This window comes from Pantoea sp. BL1 (assembly GCF_000963985.1).
Lineage (GTDB): Bacteria > Pseudomonadota > Gammaproteobacteria > Enterobacterales > Enterobacteriaceae > Pantoea > Pantoea rwandensis_B.
The window spans coordinates 69,746-88,714 of the sequence record NZ_JZRH01000001.1 but is presented as its reverse complement, the minus strand read 5'-3'; the positions used below and the strand labels follow the sequence as shown (position 1 = coordinate 88,714).

Sequence of the window (18,969 nt, the reverse complement as noted above, 5' to 3'; positions counted from 1 at the left end):
ATTCAACCGCACAGGGAGATAAGAATGAATAACCGCCTGACCGGTCTGGCGCTGGCCAGCTTGCTGCTGGTGGGATGTGCCAGTTCCAAACCGGCCGATCCAACGCAGCCTGCGCAGCGTAGCGATCCGCTCGAAGGCTTTAACCGCACGATGTTTAATTTCAACATGAACGTGCTGGATCCTTATGTGGTGCGCCCGGTGGCGGTTGCCTGGCGTGACTATGTGCCGGTGCCTGCGCGCAGTGGCATGAGCAACTTCCTCGGCAACCTGGATGAACCTGCCAGCATGCTGAACTCGATTCTGGTGGGTGAACCGCGCCAGGCAGGAATCCACTTCACGCGTTTCTTCCTCAATACCGTATTGGGCTTGGGCGGATTTATCGATGTGGCGGGCAAAGCGAATCCTGAACTGGCGCGAGAAGTTCCGCACCACTTCGGGAGTACTCTGGGTCGTTACGGGGTGGGCTATGGTCCTTATGTGGTTCTGCCGGGTTATGGCAGCTTCACGGTGCGTCAGGATGGCGGCGACTATGTCGATACGCTTTATCCGGTGCTGAGTTGGCTGACCTGGCCGATGTCGATTGGTAAATGGACACTGGAAGGTGTGGAAACACGTGCACAGCTGTTGGATTCCGATGCCATCCTGAAACAGCAGCAGGATCCGTATGCGTTTATCCGCAACGCCTACTTCCAGCGTAATGATTTCCTCGCCAACGGCGGGAAGTTAAAACCGGAAGAGAATCCGAACGCCAGTGCGATTCAGGATGACTTGAAGGACATCGATTCACAGTAACAAAAATGGCGACCGCATTGGTCGCCATTTTTTTCGAGCTAACTATCAGAACTTGTAGTTAAAGTTCGCGCCGTACAGCCAGGCTTTACCCTCGGAATTAAAGGTATAAGGGCCTTCTTTCACGGTGACTTTCTGGCCGTGCATGTAAGAGATACCAAGGTCGACTGACGCATTTTCGTTGAAGGCGTAAGAAGCACCGGCGCTCAACCACAGACGGTCCTGATCCGGAATTGAGATCGAGCGTTTGTCAGCGGGAACCGGGCTGTCATCAAATGCGATACCGGTACGGAAGGTCCAGTTATCGTCGTAGAAGTAAGTGGTACCCAGCGCGATGCGATAGGCATCTTTAAAGCCTTCATCCTTATAGAACAGCGTCTGGCCGTTGCTGCCCGTGGCCTTCAGTTCCTGGAACTGGCTCCAGCTGGTGTAGGTCAGGCTGTAGTGTACGGCCCACTGTGGTGCCACTTTATGCCAGCCCGACACTTCCCACATCTCTGGCAGGTTCAGCGTGAGTGAACCCGGAATGGTTTGGCCGCTGGTGCCGTATGGCAGTCCTAAGGCAATCGCCTGCGGTGTACCGTTGTAAGCGGTTGGAATGCTGCTCTTATAATCGCCGTCAAAGTCGATTTTTACTTCTGAACGATAGGTGAAGCCGAAGCGGTTGTTTTTATCCACTTCATACAGGATACCGGCGTTCCAGCCGTAGCCCCATTCATCACCTTTCAGGTGGGCAACCTGAGTATCAGCTGGCATGCCGACGCGAGCACCTGCTTCACCCGCATAACGTTCGATTTTTGCTTTAGCGTAAACCGCATCAAAGCCAACACCAAAGCTGAAGTGCTCATTCAAACGATAAGCCGTGCTAAGGTTAAAGTTACCTGTCATCAGGTCGGTTTTACCACCGTAGCCGCCAGCGGTGTAACCGTCATTGAACTCTGTCGCCAGACCATAGTTAGAGGTGACGGATGCGCCTACCCACCACTGATCGTTAATCGGATGAACATAATGAAGGTTAGGGATCCACTGATTCGGTGCGATGTTTTTCGCATTCAGGCTATTGCCGGTTGGGCTCTGGCCGCTGATATCAACTTCCGGATCAATATAAACGGTACCGATGGAGAAAGAAGGGCGATCCATCAATGCCATGGTCGCCGGGTTACGACTGGCAGATGCGGCGGTATCGCCCATCGCACCTTCACCCGAATAAGCACGACCTAAACCAATTGCTGAGAATTCATTAAGTTGAAAGCCTGCGGCGTAAACTTGGGAAGAAATAAGCGCCACTGCAGCTGCCACAGCTGACTTTGCAAACAGGTTCTTATGGTTCATGACCACAACCTCATCTGGATTTATTATTAAACGTTGTTACGTCGCGTAACAAAGGACGGCGGATTGTAGGGACTGATGACAAAGGCACATATCAGACCAGTGCGACGAGTATAGGTCTGACCTGTGTATTTGTTGCAATAATGTTTTTAAATATTTCCGATTTGATCGATAAAATCAGATCTGATTAACAAAATCTTGTCGATGCCCATCTAGCATAGCGGTCAAATTTGTTCTGGATCAATTTTTAGTGTGATATTCGTCACTTAGCCGCTGAGAGATAGAAGCCAGGCCGCGCGGGGCGTACACTTTGTGTCAGAAAATGATCCGATTGTGTCGATTTATCGTCAGGAGAAAACAATGACTGATGCCATTAAAAAATGCAGTGCCACGGAAACGGCGGCTTGCTGCTGCGTAGATGTTGGCACCGTAATGGACAATACCGATTGCACGGCGAGCTGGTCTGGCGCTTTTGCCGATCGTCATGCGGCTGAAGCGATGCTGAAGCACCTGACGGACAAAGCGCGTCAGGTTGAATCCGAGCCTTGCGTGATTCAAGCCGAGTTCGTTGAAGAAGCGCCAGGCATACGCCTGAATGTTGATTTCACTTTTGCCTGCCAGGCTGAGACCCTCATTTTTCAACTCGGCTTACGCTAATCCTGTCGCTGCCGGAAGCCCTTCCGGCAGCGTTTTCTCTTTTTCGTGTCTTCCCTCGCACTTTTTTTCTTCTGTTATTGGCGACTTAGCAACACTTGGTTAACACTGATGATCAGGTCAGACCTGTTTGGCAATGATGCTACGGTCGTAAATTACAGGTGAGTGCAATGAGCAAAGCGCAGCCGCTGCTGACGCGTCAGGGCGAACGTATCGCCATAACCCATGGATTACGCACGCCTTTCGCCCGTCAGGCGAGTGATTTTCATGGCATTTCCGCGCTGGAGTTGGGGCGCATGGTGGTGTCAGAACTGATGGCACGCAGCGAGTTACCGGTAGACGTTATTGACCAGCTGGTATTCGGCCAGGTGGTGCAGATGCCGGAAGCGCCTAATATTGCACGCGAAATCGTGCTGAGCAGCGGATTGAGCGTTCACACCGATGCTTACAGTGTCAGTCGTGCCTGTGCCACCAGTTTTCAGGCGGTGGCGAATGTGGCGGAAAGCCTGATGGCGGGCACCATTGATGCAGGTATTGCCGGTGGCGCAGACTCCTCATCGGTACTTCCCATTGGCGTCAGTAAAACGCTGGCGCGCGCGCTGGTCGATCTCAACAAAGCGCGAACCTTTAGCAAAAAGCTGCAAATCCTACGCCGCCTGGGCCCCCGTGATTTGCTACCGGTGCCTCCTGCGGTGGCGGAGTATTCCACGGGTTTGCGTATGGGGGATACCGCCGAGCAGATTGCGAAAACCCATGGCATCACGCGTGAGCAGCAAGACACCCTGGCGTTGCGCTCACATCAGCATGCAGCGCGTGCCTGGCAATCAGGCGTGCTGGCGCAGGAAGTGATGACTGCCTTTGTACCGCCATGGAAAGCACCGATTGAGCAGGATAACAATATTCGCTTTAACGCCAGCGCCAGCGATTACGCCAGGCTGCGGCCAGCTTTTGATCGCCACCACGGCTCTGTCACGGCAGCCAACAGCACACCGCTAACGGATGGCGCCGCCGCAGTGATTTTGATGCGTGAAGGCCGCGCACGTGAGCTGGGTATTACCCCGATCGGCTATCTGCGCAGCTACGCGTTTACCGCGATTGATGTCTGGCAGGACATGTTGCTGGGTCCTGCTTACGCCTCGCCGCTGGCGCTGGATCGCGCGGGTATCACGCTCAATGACCTCACGTTAATCGATATGCACGAAGCCTTTGCTGCGCAGACGCTGGCGAACCTGAAAATGTTCCGCGATGAGCGTTTTGCGCGCGAGGTACTGAATCGCCCGCATGCCTTGGGTGAAGTCAATGAAGAACGTTTCAATGTGCTGGGCGGCTCCATTGCTTACGGCCATCCGTTTGCTGCCACTGGCGCGCGCATGATCACCCAAACGTTGCATGAACTGCGGCGGCGTGGCGGGGGATTGGGTTTGGTAACCGCCTGTGCAGCAGGCGGATTAGGCAGTGCAATGGTTCTGGAGGCCGAATAATGAGTGCATCTGCATTCCATTTACATATGCGCCTCGATCATGTCGGCATCATCACCATCGACGTGCCGGGCGAAAAGATGAACACGTTAAAAGCGGAGTTTGTCCCACAAATAAAAGCGGTGCTGGCTGAAGCGCGCAGCAATCCCAGATTGGCGGGATTGGTATTGATCTCTGGCAAAAGCGATAACTTTGTTGCCGGTGCAGATATCAGCATGATCGCGGATTGTCAGACGGCAGAAGAAGCGGAAGCCCTGGCGCGACAGGGGCAAGAGGTGATGGCGCAGATCGCGGCATTGCCCTTCCCGGTAGTTGCGGCAATCCACGGTGCCTGTCTTGGCGGCGGGCTGGAGTTGGCGCTGGCTTGTAGCGCGCGTATCTGCACGCTGGATGATAAAACCCGGTTGGGCCTGCCGGAAGTGCAGTTGGGCTTGTTACCTGGCTCAGGTGGGACGCAGCGCCTGCCAAAACTGATTGGTGTGCCGCAAGCGCTACCGCTGATCCTGAGTGGTAAACAGCTGCGCGCTAAACAGGCGTTGAAACTGGGTGTCGTTGACGATGCGGTGCCACAATCCATCTTGCTGGAAACGGCGATTGCACGTGTGCATAAAGGAAAGATCGTTCGCCGTGAGCTGTCACGTCGTGACCGCCTGATGCAGGCACCACTGGCACGCTCGCTGTTATTCGCGATGGCAAAACGTCAAACCGACAGCAAAACGCAGGGCAATTACCCTGCGGCGGATCGTATTCTGCAGGTAGTGCGCACGGGTCTGGAGCAGGGCATCGATGCCGGGCATGCAGCGGAAGCGCGTGCCTTTGGCCAGCTGGCGATGACACCAGAATCTGCGGCGCTGCGCAGTCTGTTTTTTGCATCGACCGCGATGAAGAAAGACGCCGTGGCCGAGGCTGAACCACGCACATTGCAACACATCGGCTTGCTCGGTGGCGGATTAATGGGCGGTGGCATTGCCAGCGTGACGGCGCTGAAAGCCGGTTTGCCAGTAAGGATTAAAGACGTCAATCTCAATGGTGTGAACCACGCATTGCAATATAGCTGGGACCTGCTGAGCCAAAAAGTGAAACGGCGTCAGCTTAAACCGGCTGAGCGTCAGCAGCAGATGGCGCGTATCAGCGGCGGTATCGATTATCAGGGGTTCAGCCAGCGCGATTTGGTGATTGAGGCGGTATTTGAGGATTTAACCCTGAAGCAGCAGATGGTGGCGGATATCGAAAGTCACTGTCAACCGCATACCATCTTTGCTTCCAACACCTCCTCGTTACCGATTGGTGATATTGCCGTCAACGCGCAGCGTCCCGAGAACGTCATTGGCCTGCACTATTTCAGTCCGGTGGACAAAATGCCGCTGGTGGAAGTGATTCCGCATGTGGGTACGTCGGCAGAAACGCTCGCGACCACGGTGCAGTTAGCGCGCCAGCAGGGTAAAACAGCGGTGGTAGTGGCCGATAAACCCGGTTTTTACGTCAATCGCATCCTCGCGCCCTATATAAATGAAGCCATGCGCTGCTTGCTGGAAGGGGAGCCGGTGGACCATATCGATCGTGCGTTAGTGAAGTTCGGTTTTCCGGTCGGGCCGTTACAGTTACTGGATGAAGTTGGCATTGATGTCGGCAGCAAAATCAGTCCGATTTTGCTGCAGGCTTATGGCGAGCGTTTCAGCGCACCCGATGCGGTGAATGCCATCCTGGCCGATGGCCGCAAAGGGCGTAAAAACCAGAAAGGATTTTACCTTTACAACGCGGCTCGCTGGCCGGGAAAACGCAAAGTCGATGACTCAATTTATAGCCTGATTAACGTCAAGCCGCAGGCAAAGCAGAGCGAAGAACAGATTGCACAACGCTGCGTGATGATGATGCTGAATGAGGCTGCACGCTGTCTGGACGAGTCCGTGGTGCGCAATGCTCGGGATGGTGATATCGCGGCGGTATTTGGCATCGGCTTCCCGCCTTTTCTTGGCGGGCCGTTCCGCTATATGGATCAACGCGGCGCCAGCGAAATCGTCAATACATTACGTGCATTAATGCAGCAACATGGCGATCGTTTCGCGCCCTGTGACGCTTTAATGGCAATGTCAGAAGCGCAAACGAATTTTTACACTTCTGCACAAATATGAATAGGCGCACAGATTCAGCGGGTTAGTTATGGTGCCATGAAGAAGGTGGTGCGGCACCATTCTGAGATGTGCTTATTTAATAAACAACCGGTTGACTATACTGAAGCCATTGGGGTAAAACACAGCGTTCATTCGCAGAATGAAGCGTCTGGTGCTGTGGTACCCGACGATATCGACAAACAACAGCGGTGCTTTATGCAAGTTTTTATCATGCGTCATGGCGATGCAGCTCTGGAAGCAGCGAGTGATTCAGTACGCCCACTCACAATCTGTGGCTGTGACGAATCGCGCCAGATGGCGAGCTGGCTAAACGGCCAGGCGCTGGATATTGAAAGGGTATTAGTCAGCCCTTATCTTCGTGCAGAGCAGACGCTCGCCACGGTACGCGAGGCACTGAAGCTGCCAGAAGGGCAGGATGTGCTGCCAGAACTGACGCCGGGTGGCGATCCGGGTATGGTGGCCTGTTATCTGCAGGCGCTGGCGCAGCAGGGTGTTAAATCAGCTTTAGTGATTTCGCATCTGCCGCTGGTGGGCTATCTGGTTTCAGAGCTCTGCCCGCAGGAAGCGCCTCCGATGTTCGCTACGTCGGCAATTGCCTGCGTGAATTTTGATGCAGAGGCCTGTGAAGGCAAACTGGAGTGGCAGGTCAGCCCGTCAAAACTGGCTAAAGCAATGTAAACTCGCCGTGCGTGAGATCTCTATGGGCCGCCTTCTGCGGCCCTTTCCTTTTTAAGGGCTAAGGCAGTTCCGGCGGTTGCCACTCTTCAACTTCAATCAACACCAGCAGAGCGGCATCACCGCCAAACAGCTTCGGTGCCTGATGAAATGCCATGACGTGCGGATGTTGCGCCAGCCACAGCGGTGTTTGCTGCTTGAGGATATGCTTGCCGTGCCCGGTCATCACGCTGGCACAAAACAGGTGTTCACGGCGACAGGCGGCAATGAGCGCCCCCAGCTCCTGTTTGGCCTGCTGCTGTCTTAAACCATGAAGATCGAGAAAAATCTCCGGCGTGTAATCGCCGCGTCGCAATTTCTTCAGCTCGTAATGACTGACATCCGCGCGCACATAACGCATCGGCCCCTCGCTGGAGAGCAAAGGCTGAAACTCATCTGAGAAGTAGTGACTGTTATCGGCTTGCTCGGAAAGCAGTCTTTTCAGCGGGACTTCGCGGGTTTTCACTACCGGTTTGTGCACGATAGTGTCTTGTTTCAGCTTACGCGTTCCGCTCATCAACTCACGAAACAGCGCCTGATCGTCCTGGTTTAGGGGCGTCTTCTTACTCATGGCTCAAAATAGGGTTAAAGGGCTGGTTAACAGCCGGTGGCATACCTTAACGCTTAGCGTTAACAAATGTCAGCTTTTTCGCCTTGCTGCGCTGAATTCTGCCCGGCTTCGTGGCACACTATCGGCCGATTGATTTTAAGGCCTGCGGAGGGCTACGTGGACAAGATTTTCGTCGATGAGGCAGTGAGTGAACTGCACACCATTCAGGATATGCTGCGCTGGGCTGTCAGCCGTTTTTCGGCGGCAGGCATTTGGTACGGCCACGGCACGGATAATCCCTGGGACGAAGCAGTCCAACTGGTTCTGCCTACGCTCTGGCTGCCGCTGGATATCCCCGAAGATATGCGCAATGCGCGCCTGACGGCCAGCGAGCGTCACCGCATTGTTGAACGTGTGATTCGTCGCGTAAACGAGCGCATTCCGGTGGCCTATCTCACCCATAAAGCCTGGTTCTGTGGTCACGAGTTCTATGTCGATGAACGCGTGTTAGTGCCACGTTCACCGATTGGCGAGCTGATTGAAAACCGCTTTGCCGGACTGATCGGTGAACAACCGCATCACATTCTCGACATGTGTACTGGCAGCGGCTGCATCGCGATTGCCTGCGCTTACGCCTTCCTGGAAGCGGAAGTCGACGCGGTGGATATCTCCACGGATGCACTGGCGGTGGCTGAGCAAAATATTGAAGAACATGGCCTTATCCATCACGTTACGCCCATTCGCGCCGATTTGTTCCGCGGCCTGCCGCAGGTGAAATACGATCTGATCGTCACCAATCCACCGTACGTGGATGCGGAGGATATGGACGATCTGCCGAATGAATATCGCCATGAACCGGAACTGGGCCTGGCAGCAGGCAGTGATGGTCTGAAGCTGGTGCGCCGAATTCTCGCCTGTGCGCCGGATTATCTGAGTGAGCAGGGCGTGCTGATTTGCGAAGTGGGCAACAGCATGGTGCATATGATGGATCAGTACCCGGATGTGCCGTTTACCTGGCTGGAGTTCAATAACGGCGGTGACGGTGTGTTTATGCTGACGCGCGAGCAGATCGTCGCGGCTCAGCATCACTTCTCCTTCTACAAAGACTAAAAAAATGGGGCGAAACATCGCCCGCAACATCGCAACAAGGAACCACAATGGCCGGTAACAGCATTGGACAAGTTTTTCGCGTGACCACCTTTGGCGAGTCGCATGGTATTGCGCTGGGCTGCATCGTTGATGGTGTGCCGCCAGGCATTCCGCTCACGGAAGCGGATATTCAGCACGATCTCGATCGCCGCCGCCCGGGGACGTCGCGCTACACCACACAGCGCCGCGAACCGGATCAGGTGAAAATTTTGTCCGGCGTGTTTGAGGGCGTCACCACGGGCACCTCTATCGGCCTGCTGATTGAAAATACTGACCAGCGTTCGCAAGATTACGGCGCAATCAAAGATCTGTTCCGCCCCGGCCATGCGGATTACACCTACGAACAAAAATATGGCCTGCGCGACTATCGCGGTGGTGGGCGCTCCTCAGCGCGCGAAACCGCGATGCGCGTGGCTGCGGGTGCGATTGCCAAAAAATATCTGCAAATGAAGCACGGTATTCAGGTGCGTGGCTATCTGGCACAGATTGGTGATGTGGCCTGCGAGCTGAAAGACTGGAGCATCGTTGAAGAGAACCCGTTCTTCTGCCCGGATGCCTCGAAGCTGGATGCGCTGGACGAACTGATGCGCGGCCTAAAGAAAGAGGGTGACTCGATCGGTGCCAAAGTCACGGTGATGGCGGAAAACGTGCCACCGGGACTGGGCGAGCCGGTATTTGATCGTCTGGATGCCGATTTGGCTCATGCGTTGATGAGCATCAACGCGGTAAAAGGCGTGGAAATCGGTGACGGTTTCGCGGTGATTAACCAGCGCGGTAGCCAGCATCGCGATGAGATTCGTGCTGACGGTTTCCAGAGCAACCACGCGGGTGGCATTTTGGGTGGCATCAGCAGCGGCCAGACCATCAGTGCGAATCTGGCAATGAAACCCACTTCCAGCATTACCGTGCCGGGTAAAACCATCACGCGTGAGGGCGAAGAAGTGGAGATGATTACTAAAGGTCGCCACGATCCTTGCGTGGGCATTCGTGCGGTGCCCATTGCCGAAGCGATGATGGCGATTGTGTTGATGGATCACCTGCTGCGTCAGCGTGCGCAGAACGGTGACGTCAACAGCAGCGTTCCGCGCTGGTAAGCCACTGATGCGCCGCCTGCTCACTATCGTTGCCGCGCTGTTGTGCAGTGCGGCTGCCTTTGCTGCCACGCCCTGGCAGCAAATTCATCAGCCGATTGCTGGCAGCCCACAGTCGATTGGCGGGTTTGCCAACGGCTGTATTGTCGGTGCACAGCAATTGCCTCTCAATTCACCTAACTATCAGGTCATGCGCCAGGATCAGCGGCGTTATTACGGCCATCCCGATCTGATTGCTTTTATTCAACGTCTTAGTACCCAGGTGCATCAATTGCAGCTGGGGCAAGTGTTGATTGGTGATATGGGCATGGCGGCCGGCGGGCGCTTCAGCAGTGGGCATGCCAGCCATCAAACCGGGTTGGATGTCGATATCTGGTTGCAGCTGCCGCAAAATCGCTGGACGGCGCAGCAGCTGCTGAAGCCACAGCCGCTGGATTTGGTGGCACCGGATGATAAGCAAGTGATTGCACGTCATTGGCAGCCGCAGATCGACAGCCTGATCAAGCTGGCGGCGAAAGATGACGAAGTAACACGCATCTTCGTCAATCCGGCGATTAAAAAGCAGCTTTGTGCGGATGCTGGAAGCGATCGTGCATGGCTGAATAAAGTGCGTCCGTGGTTTGCCCATCGTGCCCACATGCACGTACGTCTGCGCTGTCCGGCAGGCAGTCTGGAGTGCGAAGATCAGGCTGCACCGCCGCCGGGTGATGGTTGTGGCGCAGAGTTAGACAGTTGGTTCCTGCCGAAAAAACCGGGTAGCACGCCGCCTGTGAAGAAAACGCCGCCGCCGTTGCCACCCTCCTGTCAGGCACTATTAGATCGTCATTTACTCTAGCCTTGATGCATCCTGTTGCAGGAGCATTGGCAACGTTCTCTCTCCCACGCACGGATGTTTGTGAGACCAGGAGAGAGCACGGATGCCCAGCCTGCAATAAGAACGGTCGGGTTAACTTTACGAGAAAAAAATGGACCTCTTTGTTGTTAGCCCACTGTTGCTGGGCGTGTTGTTTCTGGTTGCGGTGCTGGCAGCGTTTATCGACTCCATCGCCGGCGGTGGTGGCTTACTCACCGTTCCTTCATTACTCGCTGCGGGGCTCTCTCCTGCTCAGGCTTTAGCCACCAATAAGTTGCAGTCGGTAGGCGGATCTTTCTCTGCCAGCCTCTATTTTGTGCGTCGTGGCGCGGTGAAACTGCGTGAACAGCGACTGAACATTGCCATGACCTTTATCGGCGCAGTCTGTGGCACGGTTCTGATTCAGCATATTCAGGCGGAGGTGCTGCGACAAATTCTGCCGCTCCTGCTGATCAGCATCGGTTTATGGTTCCTGCTGATGCCGCGGCTGGGCGAGTCGGATCGTGAACATCGCCTGCAGGGGATCGCTTTTGCGCTGGTCGGCGGTGGTTGCGTCGGTTTTTACGACGGCTTTTTTGGTCCGGGTGCCGGTTCATTCTATGCATTGGCGTTTGTGACGCTAAGTGGCTTCAATCTTGCCAAGGCCACCGCCCACGCCAAAGTCCTAAATTTCACCTCCAATTTCGGCAGTCTGCTGTTCTTTATGTTCGGCGGAAAGGTGGTGTGGGGCACAGGCGTGATCATGTTGATTGGCGCATTCGTGGGTGCGCGTATCGGCGCCAGACTGGTGCTGAGCCGGGGTCAGAAGCTGATCCGCCCGATGGTGGTGACTGTATCCGCCGTGATGAGCGCCAAATTATTGTGGGATAGTCATGGCAGCGCGTTGCTGGCGTGGATAGCCACGCTGTAAAGCAGTACTCGTCAAGAACGGCTGCCAATGCGACAATGGCGCTAATTTTTTTAAAGATTAAAATATTATGAGTACAGAACATCATTACCAGCAGCTGGTGGATATTTTTGATGGCTGCTTTGTTGAAGACTTTCAGACCCGTCTAATTAAAGGCGATGACGAACCTATTTATCTTCCAGCGGATGAGGAATCGCCGTGGAACCGCGTGGTGTTTGCTCACGGTTTCTACGCCAGCGCGCTGCACGAAATTTCTCACTGGTGTATTGCCGGTGAAGCGCGTCGCAAGCTGGTGGATTTTGGTTATTGGTACTGCCCGGATGGGCGGGATGCGCAAACGCAAAGTCAGTTCGAATCAGTGGAAGTCAAGCCACAGGCGCTGGAATGGTTGTTCTGTGTCGCGGCAGGCTCCCCCTTCAATGTCAGTTGTGACAACCTCGAAGGCGATTGTGAACCCGACCGCATCGCGTTCCAGCGCAAGGTCCATGCTCAGGTGATGACCTATTTTGAGCAGGGTATCCCGGCACGTCCGGCTCGCTTTATCGATGCGTTAGCCAGCTATTACGGTACGCCAGCACTGACGGCGGCACACTTCCCGTGGCCGGAAGATTTGTGATTCGCAAATATATTATTAATGACCCAAAGTCACCCGCGTTGCAGCATGACGGCGAATGAACAAACCCCGGGAACGCGAACCAGCGTGTAACGGGGTGAGGGCGTGATGCCAGCGCAGTAGCGGCGCGGCGTATCAAGGGTAATAAGGAACAAGACGATGATCGTAGAATTCGAATCCCGCATCCTGGCATTGATTGACGATATGGTTGATCACGCCAGTGACGACGAGCTGTTTGCCGGTGGCTATCTGCGTGGTCATCTGACCCTGGCGGTGGCTGAGATTGAAATCAGCGGTGAGCACACACCTGAAGCGCTGCAAATCCATGTGACCAACAGCTTGCAAAATGCGATTGCGGCGGGGGAACTGTCACCGCGCGATCAGGCGTTGGTGATTGGCATGTGGGATAATTTGTTCCAGCAGGCGCGTCAGACCGCCTGATAAGTCGGGGCGACCGCTCGCCCCGTCATCCTAGCGTCCCGCTTTCTTACCTTTCAGCAGTTTTCTTACCCAGTAACGATTCGGATTCAATGCCGCCAGCGTGGTGATATCCAGCGGTTGCGGCTCACCACTCATCTGTGCCGCCAGCACTTCCGCTGCCAACGGCGCGCTGCACAAGCCGCGTGAACCCAGCGCACCCAGCACAAATAAACCAGCATGAACCGGTGCATCGGCAAGGGTTTCACCCCGTGCACGCTGCTCCGGCAAATCAGCGTATTGCGCCAGCGTTGCGGCGTAATCAGGCGCGCTGCCACTCATCGGTAGGTGATCGCGCGTGGCGCAGCGTACGCCGACACGCGCCTCGTTATCACTGATATCCACTTGCTGCGGCCACTGCGCATCCGGCAGGCAGTTCACCAGGCGCTGGCGATTTTCCTGCTGATCGTCAACACGGAAATCGGTTGTGGTATCGCCGCGATGGTAGCTGGCCCCGATGCAGTGGGTATTGAAATGCGGGCTGACTGGCGTGAGATAGCCGTCATAGCAGAGTACGGTATTTAACGCGCCTAGCTCAGGATTGGTCGGCACATGACTGACCTGACCCGCCACCGCATATACGGGCAAGTCTTTGCTCTGCTCAATCTCCAGCAGGGCATGGCCATTGGCGATCACCACCTGCTGATAATTCACCGAGGGCTGCTCGCTGAAGTTCAGGGTCCACCCCTCAGTTGTCGTTTCCAGCGTGGTGACGCGATGCAGCCAGTGCAGGCGTAAACCCAGCGTTTGCGCATGCTCCAACAGGTTGCTGGTCAACTGCGACGGAGAGAGCCAGCCGCCTTGAGGATAGAAAATGCCACCACAACCGGTATCGACGCCCGCTAACTGCTGCGCGTCCTCTTTACTTACGCCGTACGCCACATCATGCGGCAATCCCATCTCCAGCATCTGGGCAATTTTATCGGCACTTTTGCTGTCCCAGCCGAGTTGCAACACGCCGCTCCAGTCATGCTCGAACATCACCGGTAGCTGGTCGTACAAACGGCGGGCAAAGGTGAACGCCGCAGGGAAGAACGTAGCGAGAGCGGGATCGTGCTGATTAAGCAGCGGGTAAAGTGCGCCCTGACGATTGCCGGAAGCACCCAGCGCGGGCGCGGCATCGGCGCAATAAAGTGTTACCTTCCAGCCGCGGCGCAGCAGCGCCATCGCCAGTACGGCACTCGCCACGCCACCGCCAACCAGCGCCACTTCCTGAGTGCGAGCCGCAGGGCGGGCGTACCATGGCTGGCTGTGGGGCAAGGCAGCAACCTGTTCCATTATGCCGGTTAACATTTCACGCTTGTGACCAAAGCCTTTGCGTTTGGTCACCGTGAACCCGGCTTCCTGCAAACCACGGCGCACAAATCCGGCGGCAGTGAACGTTGCCAGCGTCCCGTCTGGACGCGCCAGACGCGCCATGGCGGCGAAGAGTTCTGGCGTCCACATTTCCGGGTTTTTAGCGGGGGCAAAACCATCTAAAAACCACGCATCCACCTGATCATTGAGACTGTCATCAAAGGTATTAATTAGCGCGTTAATATCACCGAGCCAGAGATCGAGCGTGACTTTACCGCTGTTGAACAGTAAACGCTGGCAGCCCGGCAGCGCCTGTGGCCACTGTTGCTGTAACTGTTCGGCCCATGGCGCCAGCTCGGGCCAGTGCGCATGTGCGGCAATCAGATCGGTTTGCGTCAGTGGGAATTTTTCGCAGCTGATGAAGTGCAGGCGCTTAAGTGTCGCGTCGGGATGTTCGCTACAGAAGCGATCGAAGGCTTGCCACAGGGTGAGAAAGTTAAGACCAGTCCCAAAACCGCTCTCAGCGACGATAAAAAGATCGCGCGAATGTTGAGCAAAGCGGGCAGGAATATGGTTGCCATCAAGAAAAACATAGCGCGTCTCCTCCAGCCCATTGTCGTTGGAGAAATAGACGTCGTCGAATGCTCGGGAAACAGGTGTACCCTGATCATTCCAGTTTAATTGCGCGTGTTCAACCGGGGATAACTTCACGGGAAAGGCTCATATTTCAGGCAGTGGCGCGATTTTAACGACTGCCGTCACATGACGCAAATTTACAAAAGGAAATGGCTGATCGGACTTGTTCGGCTTACAACTGTAAGCTAGAGTGCACGTCAATCCAAAAGAAGTGGAATGAGGACTATTGAATGAAACGTGCAGTGATTACTGGCCTGGGTATCGTTTCCAGCATTGGTAATAACCAGCAAGAAGTGCTGGCTTCTCTGCGTGAAGGCCGTTCGGGTATCACCTTCTCTGAAGAGATGAGAGATATCGGTATGCGCAGCCACGTATGGGGCAACGTCAAACTGGATACCAACGGGCTCATCGATCGCAAAATCGTGCGTTTCATGAGTGATGCTTCAATCTACGCTTACCTGTCTATGGCGGAAGCGATTCAGGATTCCGGCCTGACTGATGAGCAATATCAGAACAACCCACGCGTGGGTCTGATTGCCGGTTCAGGCGGTGGTTCTCCGCGTTACCAGGTCTTCGGTGCCGATGCGATGCGTGGCCCGCGTGGCCTGAAAGCCGTTGGTCCTTATGTGGTGACCAAAGCCATGGGTTCAGGTGTATCAGCTTGTCTGGCTACCCCATTCAAAATCCACGGCGTGAACTACTCAATCAGCTCTGCCTGTGCCACTTCCGCACACTGCATCGGTAACGCGGTTGAGCAGATTCAGTTGGGTAAACAGGACATCGTGTTTGCTGGCGGCGGCGAAGAGCTGAGCTGGGAAATGGCCTGTGAGTTTGATGCGATGGGCGCACTGTCTACCAAATACAACGAAACGCCAGAAAAAGCTTCTCGTACCTATGATGCAAACCGTGATGGTTTCGTGATCGCAGGCGGCGGCGGCATGGTAGTGGTTGAAGAGCTGGAGCATGCTCTGGCGCGTGGCGCGCACATCTACGCTGAAATCGTCGGTTACGGCGCAACCTCAGACGGCGCAGATATGGTTGCTCCTTCTGGCGAAGGCGCAGTGCGTTGCATGAAGATGGCCATGCAGGGCGTTGATACCCCAATCGATTACCTCAACACCCACGGCACCTCTACACCTGTTGGTGATGTGAAAGAACTGGGTGCGATTCGCGAAGTGTTTGGTGACAACTCACCGTACATCTCTGCGACCAAAGCCATGACTGGCCACTCACTGGGTGCAGCGGGCGTGCAGGAAGCGATCTACACCTTGCTGATGCTGGAGCATAGCTTCATCGCGCCAAGCATCAACATCGAAGAGATTGATGAAGCCGGTAAAGGCCTGAACATCGTGACGCAGCCGACTGAAAAAGCGCTGACCACCGTGATGTCCAACAGCTTCGGTTTCGGCGGCACCAACGCCACCTTGACCATGCGTAAGCTGCCAGCTTAATAGCGTGATCACAGTTTTCCAGGGGCCGGTCTATCCGGCCCCTGTTGTTTTTGACATTTCCCTCGCTGCTTGCCTACACTCATCCCATCTTGCCTGAAATAAAATAATCGTTTGTGCACATTATGAACCAAATAACCCGTTTTCGTCTGAATGCAAGACACGAACGTGTAAGAGGGTCTCGCTTGTCGCACACGCTCTGAACAAGGAGTTCATACCATCATGTCCACGGCTGCTGATACGCAGACGCAATCTGTGCTGCCTTTGGGTTGCATATCCTTTGCGGTATTTCTCACTTATTTAACCGCAGGGCTGGCGCTCCCGGTCATCCCGCTGTACGTGCATCAGGAATTGGGCATGAGCAACCTGATGGTGGGTGTTGCGGTAGGGATTCAGTTCTTCGCCACGCTGCTGACGCGCAGCTTCGCCGGACGCCGAGCCGATCAGCACGGTGCAAAGCTCACCACGCAACACGGTATGATCGCCATCGCGCTGGTGGGTGTGGCGTATCTGGCCGCGGCGCTGTTGCCCGTTTCGCCATGGGCAAAATTTGGTTTGCTGGCAGTGGGGCGTTTGTTACTCGGATTTGGTGAAAGCTTGCTGCTCACCGGCAATCTGACCTGGGGCATGGGGTTGGTGGGCAGCAAACGATCCGGCCTGGTGATGTCGTGGAACGGTATGGCGATTTATGGATCGCTGGCAGCGGGCGCACCGCTGGGTTTGCTGATCAATCAGCATGGCGGATTCGCGGCACTCGGTGGTGTCGTGCTGTTACTGCCACTGCTCTCGCTGGCGATCAATAGCTGGGTCACTAAAGTGCCGGTGGTGGGTGGCGAACGCCCTTCATTGCTCAGCGTGGTGAAAACCATCTTTCAACCCGGCATGGCGCTGGCGCTCCAGGGCACCGGCTTCGCCGTGATCGGCACCTTTACCTCGCTCTATTTTGCTGCAGAAAACTGGGGCAATGCCGGTTTTGCCCTGACCGCATTTGGCTGTGCTTTTGTATTGGTGCGTGTTTTCTTTGGCGGCCTGCCGGATCGTCACGGTGGCGTCCGCGTCGCAATGATTTCGCTGCTGGTGGAAACCGCCGGTTTGCTGATGCTGGCATGTGCAACCTCTGGCTGGATGGCGCTGGTGGGTGCCGCGCTCACCGGTTGCGGCTGTTCACTGATTTTCCCGGCGCTCGGCGTCGAGGTGATCAAACGCGTCTCGCCACAAATTCGTGGCACGGCGCTGGGCGGTTTCTCTGCTTTCCAGGATATCGCTTACGGTGCCAGCGGCCCACTGACCGGCCTCCTCGCCACGGCATTGGGTTATGGCTCGGTCTACCTTGCGGGTGCCTGCTGCGCAGCCCTGGGCATTCTCGTCACCTGGTCGTTCGCGCGTAGCGCGACAGCAGCGTAACCAGTTTATCGCAGGCGCTGACAATCTCACCCGGCGTCAGCGCGGCAAAGCCCAGCAGCCAGCCCGATTGCGGCTGACTGCTGGTGTATAACGGCGACAGACGCGGCAACAGCAGACCAATTTCACTGGCCTGCTGCGTGAGTTGTGCTTCCTCACCCTGATGCAATGATACCGTCAGCTGCAGCCCGCCAGATGCCTGCAGCGGCGTCAGCCACGGCTGCAGGCGCGTGTTGATCTGCTCCAGCAATCGATCGCGGCGACTGTGATAAAGCTGACGCATTAGCCGCAGGTGGCTGGCAAAATGACCTTGCTGCAGAAACTCTGCTGTGATCGCTTGCGGCAACAGCGCGCTGTGTCCATCAAGAATGCTGCGTGCGCGACCAACGGCATCCACCAGCGCTGGCGGGACCACCATCCACGCCAGTCGCAGGGAGGGGAAGAGCGTTTTGGAAAAGGTGCCGAGGCAGATAACCCGGCTATGATTCTCCAGGCCCTGCAAGGCGGGAATCGGGCGATCGTCATAGTGAAACTCACTGTCGTAATCATCTTCTATCAACCAGCTTTGATGTTGGCGCGCCCAGTCGAGCCATTGCAGACGGCGGGTCAGGCTCATCGCGGTGCCGGTGGGATAGTGATGTCCCGGCGTCAAATAAACCAGCCTGGCATCGCCTTCCAGCGGTATTGCCCCTTCGCCATCCAGCGGCATCGCGCGGCAGTGTGCACCCGCCGCGAGGAATGCGTTACGCGCGCCAGGATAGCCCGGCTCCTCAAGCCAGACTTCATCATTGGCATCCAGCAACATCAGTGCCAGTAACTGCAAGGCCTGCTGTGAACTGGTTAGGATCACCACTTGCCCGGCAGCGCAGCGTACGCCGCGTGATAACGCCAGATAATCCGCCACCGCCTCACGAAGTGGCATAAAGCCCAGTGGATCGCCATAGCCCATTACCTGGCTACCCAGCGAGCGCTGCACGCTGTTACTGATCCGACGCCATTGCGTGTGCGGGAAAGCGCGTAATTCAGGCGAACCGGCGGCAAACGCATGGGGGAACGGCGGATCCTGGCAGCCGCCCGTCGCCAGGATCTGCTCGCCGCGTCGGGAGAACCGGGGTGAACTCTGTGCGGGTGTGGTCGCCGCCCGTGCAGGCATCGCAATCGATACAAAAGTCCCCCGACCCGCCCGTCTCTCCAGATAGCCTTCACTCTCTAACTGCGCATAAGCGGCTTCCACCGTCACCCGCGACAGTGACAAATCCTCGGCTAACTGACGGCTGGAGGGTAAGCGTTGCTGATGGTGTAAATGACCGCTGGTAATGGCCTGGCGTAACGTATGGCACAAACGTTCACGCAAGCCGCCGGATGACGCATGATTAAACAGTGCTAAAAAAGAGTGGCGCATGGTGGTCTTATCACTGTGGAAAAAGTGGTATCAGATTGCAGACCACTTTG

Annotated in this window: 17 protein-coding genes; 13 read left to right on the top strand and 4 right to left on the bottom strand. The window is 55.7% G+C overall.

Annotated elements, in window-relative coordinates; all coding sequences use genetic code 11:
• The first annotated feature begins 24 nt into the window (after positions 1-24).
• Complete coding sequence (gene mlaA / locus VH86_RS00380) at positions 25-792, top strand: phospholipid-binding lipoprotein MlaA (protein WP_045813678.1); 768 nt, start codon at positions 25-27, stop codon at positions 790-792.
• 45 nt (positions 793-837) lie between these two features.
• On the opposite strand, the gene fadL is transcribed toward mlaA, so the two are convergent.
• Positions 838-2,121 (bottom strand): long-chain fatty acid transporter FadL, encoded by a 1,284-nt coding sequence (gene fadL, locus VH86_RS00375; protein WP_034825171.1) that lies wholly within the window; start codon positions 2,119-2,121, stop codon positions 838-840.
• Between the two features lie 357 nt (positions 2,122-2,478).
• Between fadL and VH86_RS00370 the strand changes: the two genes are divergently transcribed.
• The 4 genes from VH86_RS00370 (at position 2,479) to sixA (ending at position 7,060) form a co-directional block, all read left to right on the top strand.
• Positions 2,479-2,775 (top strand): YfcZ/YiiS family protein, encoded by a 297-nt coding sequence (locus VH86_RS00370; RefSeq protein ID WP_075564061.1) that lies wholly within the window; start codon positions 2,479-2,481, stop codon positions 2,773-2,775.
• A 167-nt stretch (positions 2,776-2,942) separates the two neighbouring features.
• A complete protein-coding gene (gene fadI / locus VH86_RS00365; protein WP_045831552.1) occupies positions 2,943-4,253 on the top strand; it encodes an acetyl-CoA C-acyltransferase FadI in 1,311 nt (436 codons plus the stop codon).
• The gene (gene fadJ / locus VH86_RS00360) at positions 4,253-6,382 is read left to right on the top strand and encodes a fatty acid oxidation complex subunit alpha FadJ (protein ID WP_045831551.1); all 2,130 of its coding nucleotides are present in this window, start codon (positions 4,253-4,255) and stop codon (positions 6,380-6,382) included. The genes fadI and fadJ overlap by 1 nt, the downstream gene beginning before the upstream one ends.
• A 195-nt stretch (positions 6,383-6,577) precedes the next feature.
• On the top strand, positions 6,578-7,060 hold the full coding sequence (gene sixA, locus VH86_RS00355; RefSeq protein ID WP_038649978.1) for a phosphohistidine phosphatase SixA: 483 nt from the start codon (positions 6,578-6,580) through the stop codon (positions 7,058-7,060).
• 58 nt (positions 7,061-7,118) lie between these two features.
• On the opposite strand, the gene smrB is transcribed toward sixA, so the two are convergent.
• Positions 7,119-7,667 carry an endonuclease SmrB gene (smrB, locus tag VH86_RS00350; RefSeq protein ID WP_034825165.1) on the bottom strand — a complete coding sequence of 183 codons (549 nt, stop codon included), beginning with the start codon at positions 7,665-7,667 and terminating at the stop codon, positions 7,119-7,121.
• 156 nt (positions 7,668-7,823) lie between these two features.
• Here smrB and prmB point away from each other — a divergent pair, with 156 nt between their 5' ends.
• The 6 genes from prmB (at position 7,824) to VH86_RS00320 (ending at position 12,700) form a co-directional block, all read left to right on the top strand.
• A complete protein-coding gene (prmB, locus tag VH86_RS00345) occupies positions 7,824-8,756 on the top strand; it encodes a 50S ribosomal protein L3 N(5)-glutamine methyltransferase (protein WP_045831550.1) in 933 nt (310 codons plus the stop codon).
• 47 nt (positions 8,757-8,803) lie between these two features.
• Positions 8,804-9,889 carry a chorismate synthase gene (gene aroC, locus VH86_RS00340; protein ID WP_038645661.1) on the top strand — a complete coding sequence of 362 codons (1,086 nt, stop codon included), beginning with the start codon at positions 8,804-8,806 and terminating at the stop codon, positions 9,887-9,889.
• Positions 9,890-9,896: 7 nt separating this feature from the next.
• Entirely contained in the window at positions 9,897-10,721 is an 825-nt protein-coding gene (gene mepA / locus VH86_RS00335; protein ID WP_045831549.1) for a penicillin-insensitive murein endopeptidase, read from the top strand.
• A gap of 130 nt (positions 10,722-10,851) precedes the next feature.
• The gene (locus tag VH86_RS00330) at positions 10,852-11,649 is read left to right on the top strand and encodes a sulfite exporter TauE/SafE family protein (protein WP_045813670.1); all 798 of its coding nucleotides are present in this window, start codon (positions 10,852-10,854) and stop codon (positions 11,647-11,649) included.
• A gap of 67 nt (positions 11,650-11,716) precedes the next feature.
• Positions 11,717-12,262, top strand: coding sequence for an elongation factor P hydroxylase (locus VH86_RS00325; RefSeq protein WP_045831548.1), 546 nt, complete (start codon positions 11,717-11,719; stop codon positions 12,260-12,262).
• Positions 12,263-12,418: 156 nt separating this feature from the next.
• Positions 12,419-12,700: a YfcL family protein gene (locus tag VH86_RS00320; protein ID WP_034825151.1), complete on the top strand. Its 282-nt coding sequence runs from the start codon at positions 12,419-12,421 to the stop codon at positions 12,698-12,700.
• 30 nt (positions 12,701-12,730) lie between these two features.
• Here VH86_RS00320 and mnmC read toward each other — a convergent pair whose 3' ends face one another.
• Positions 12,731-14,743, bottom strand: a complete 2,013-nt coding sequence (mnmC, locus tag VH86_RS00315) for a bifunctional tRNA (5-methylaminomethyl-2-thiouridine)(34)-methyltransferase MnmD/FAD-dependent 5-carboxymethylaminomethyl-2-thiouridine(34) oxidoreductase MnmC (protein WP_045831547.1) — start codon at positions 14,741-14,743, stop codon at positions 12,731-12,733.
• Between the two features lie 155 nt (positions 14,744-14,898).
• Between mnmC and fabB the strand changes: the two genes are divergently transcribed.
• Complete coding sequence (fabB, locus tag VH86_RS00310; protein ID WP_034825147.1) at positions 14,899-16,119, top strand: beta-ketoacyl-ACP synthase I; 1,221 nt, start codon at positions 14,899-14,901, stop codon at positions 16,117-16,119.
• Between the two features lie 219 nt (positions 16,120-16,338).
• Positions 16,339-17,520 (top strand): MFS transporter, encoded by a 1,182-nt coding sequence (locus VH86_RS00305; RefSeq protein ID WP_045831546.1) that lies wholly within the window; start codon positions 16,339-16,341, stop codon positions 17,518-17,520.
• Here VH86_RS00305 and VH86_RS00300 read toward each other — a convergent pair.
• Positions 17,483-18,919 (bottom strand): PLP-dependent aminotransferase family protein, encoded by a 1,437-nt coding sequence (locus tag VH86_RS00300; protein WP_045831545.1) that lies wholly within the window; start codon positions 18,917-18,919, stop codon positions 17,483-17,485. The genes VH86_RS00305 and VH86_RS00300 overlap by 38 nt on opposite strands.
• Positions 18,920-18,969 lie beyond the last annotated feature (50 nt).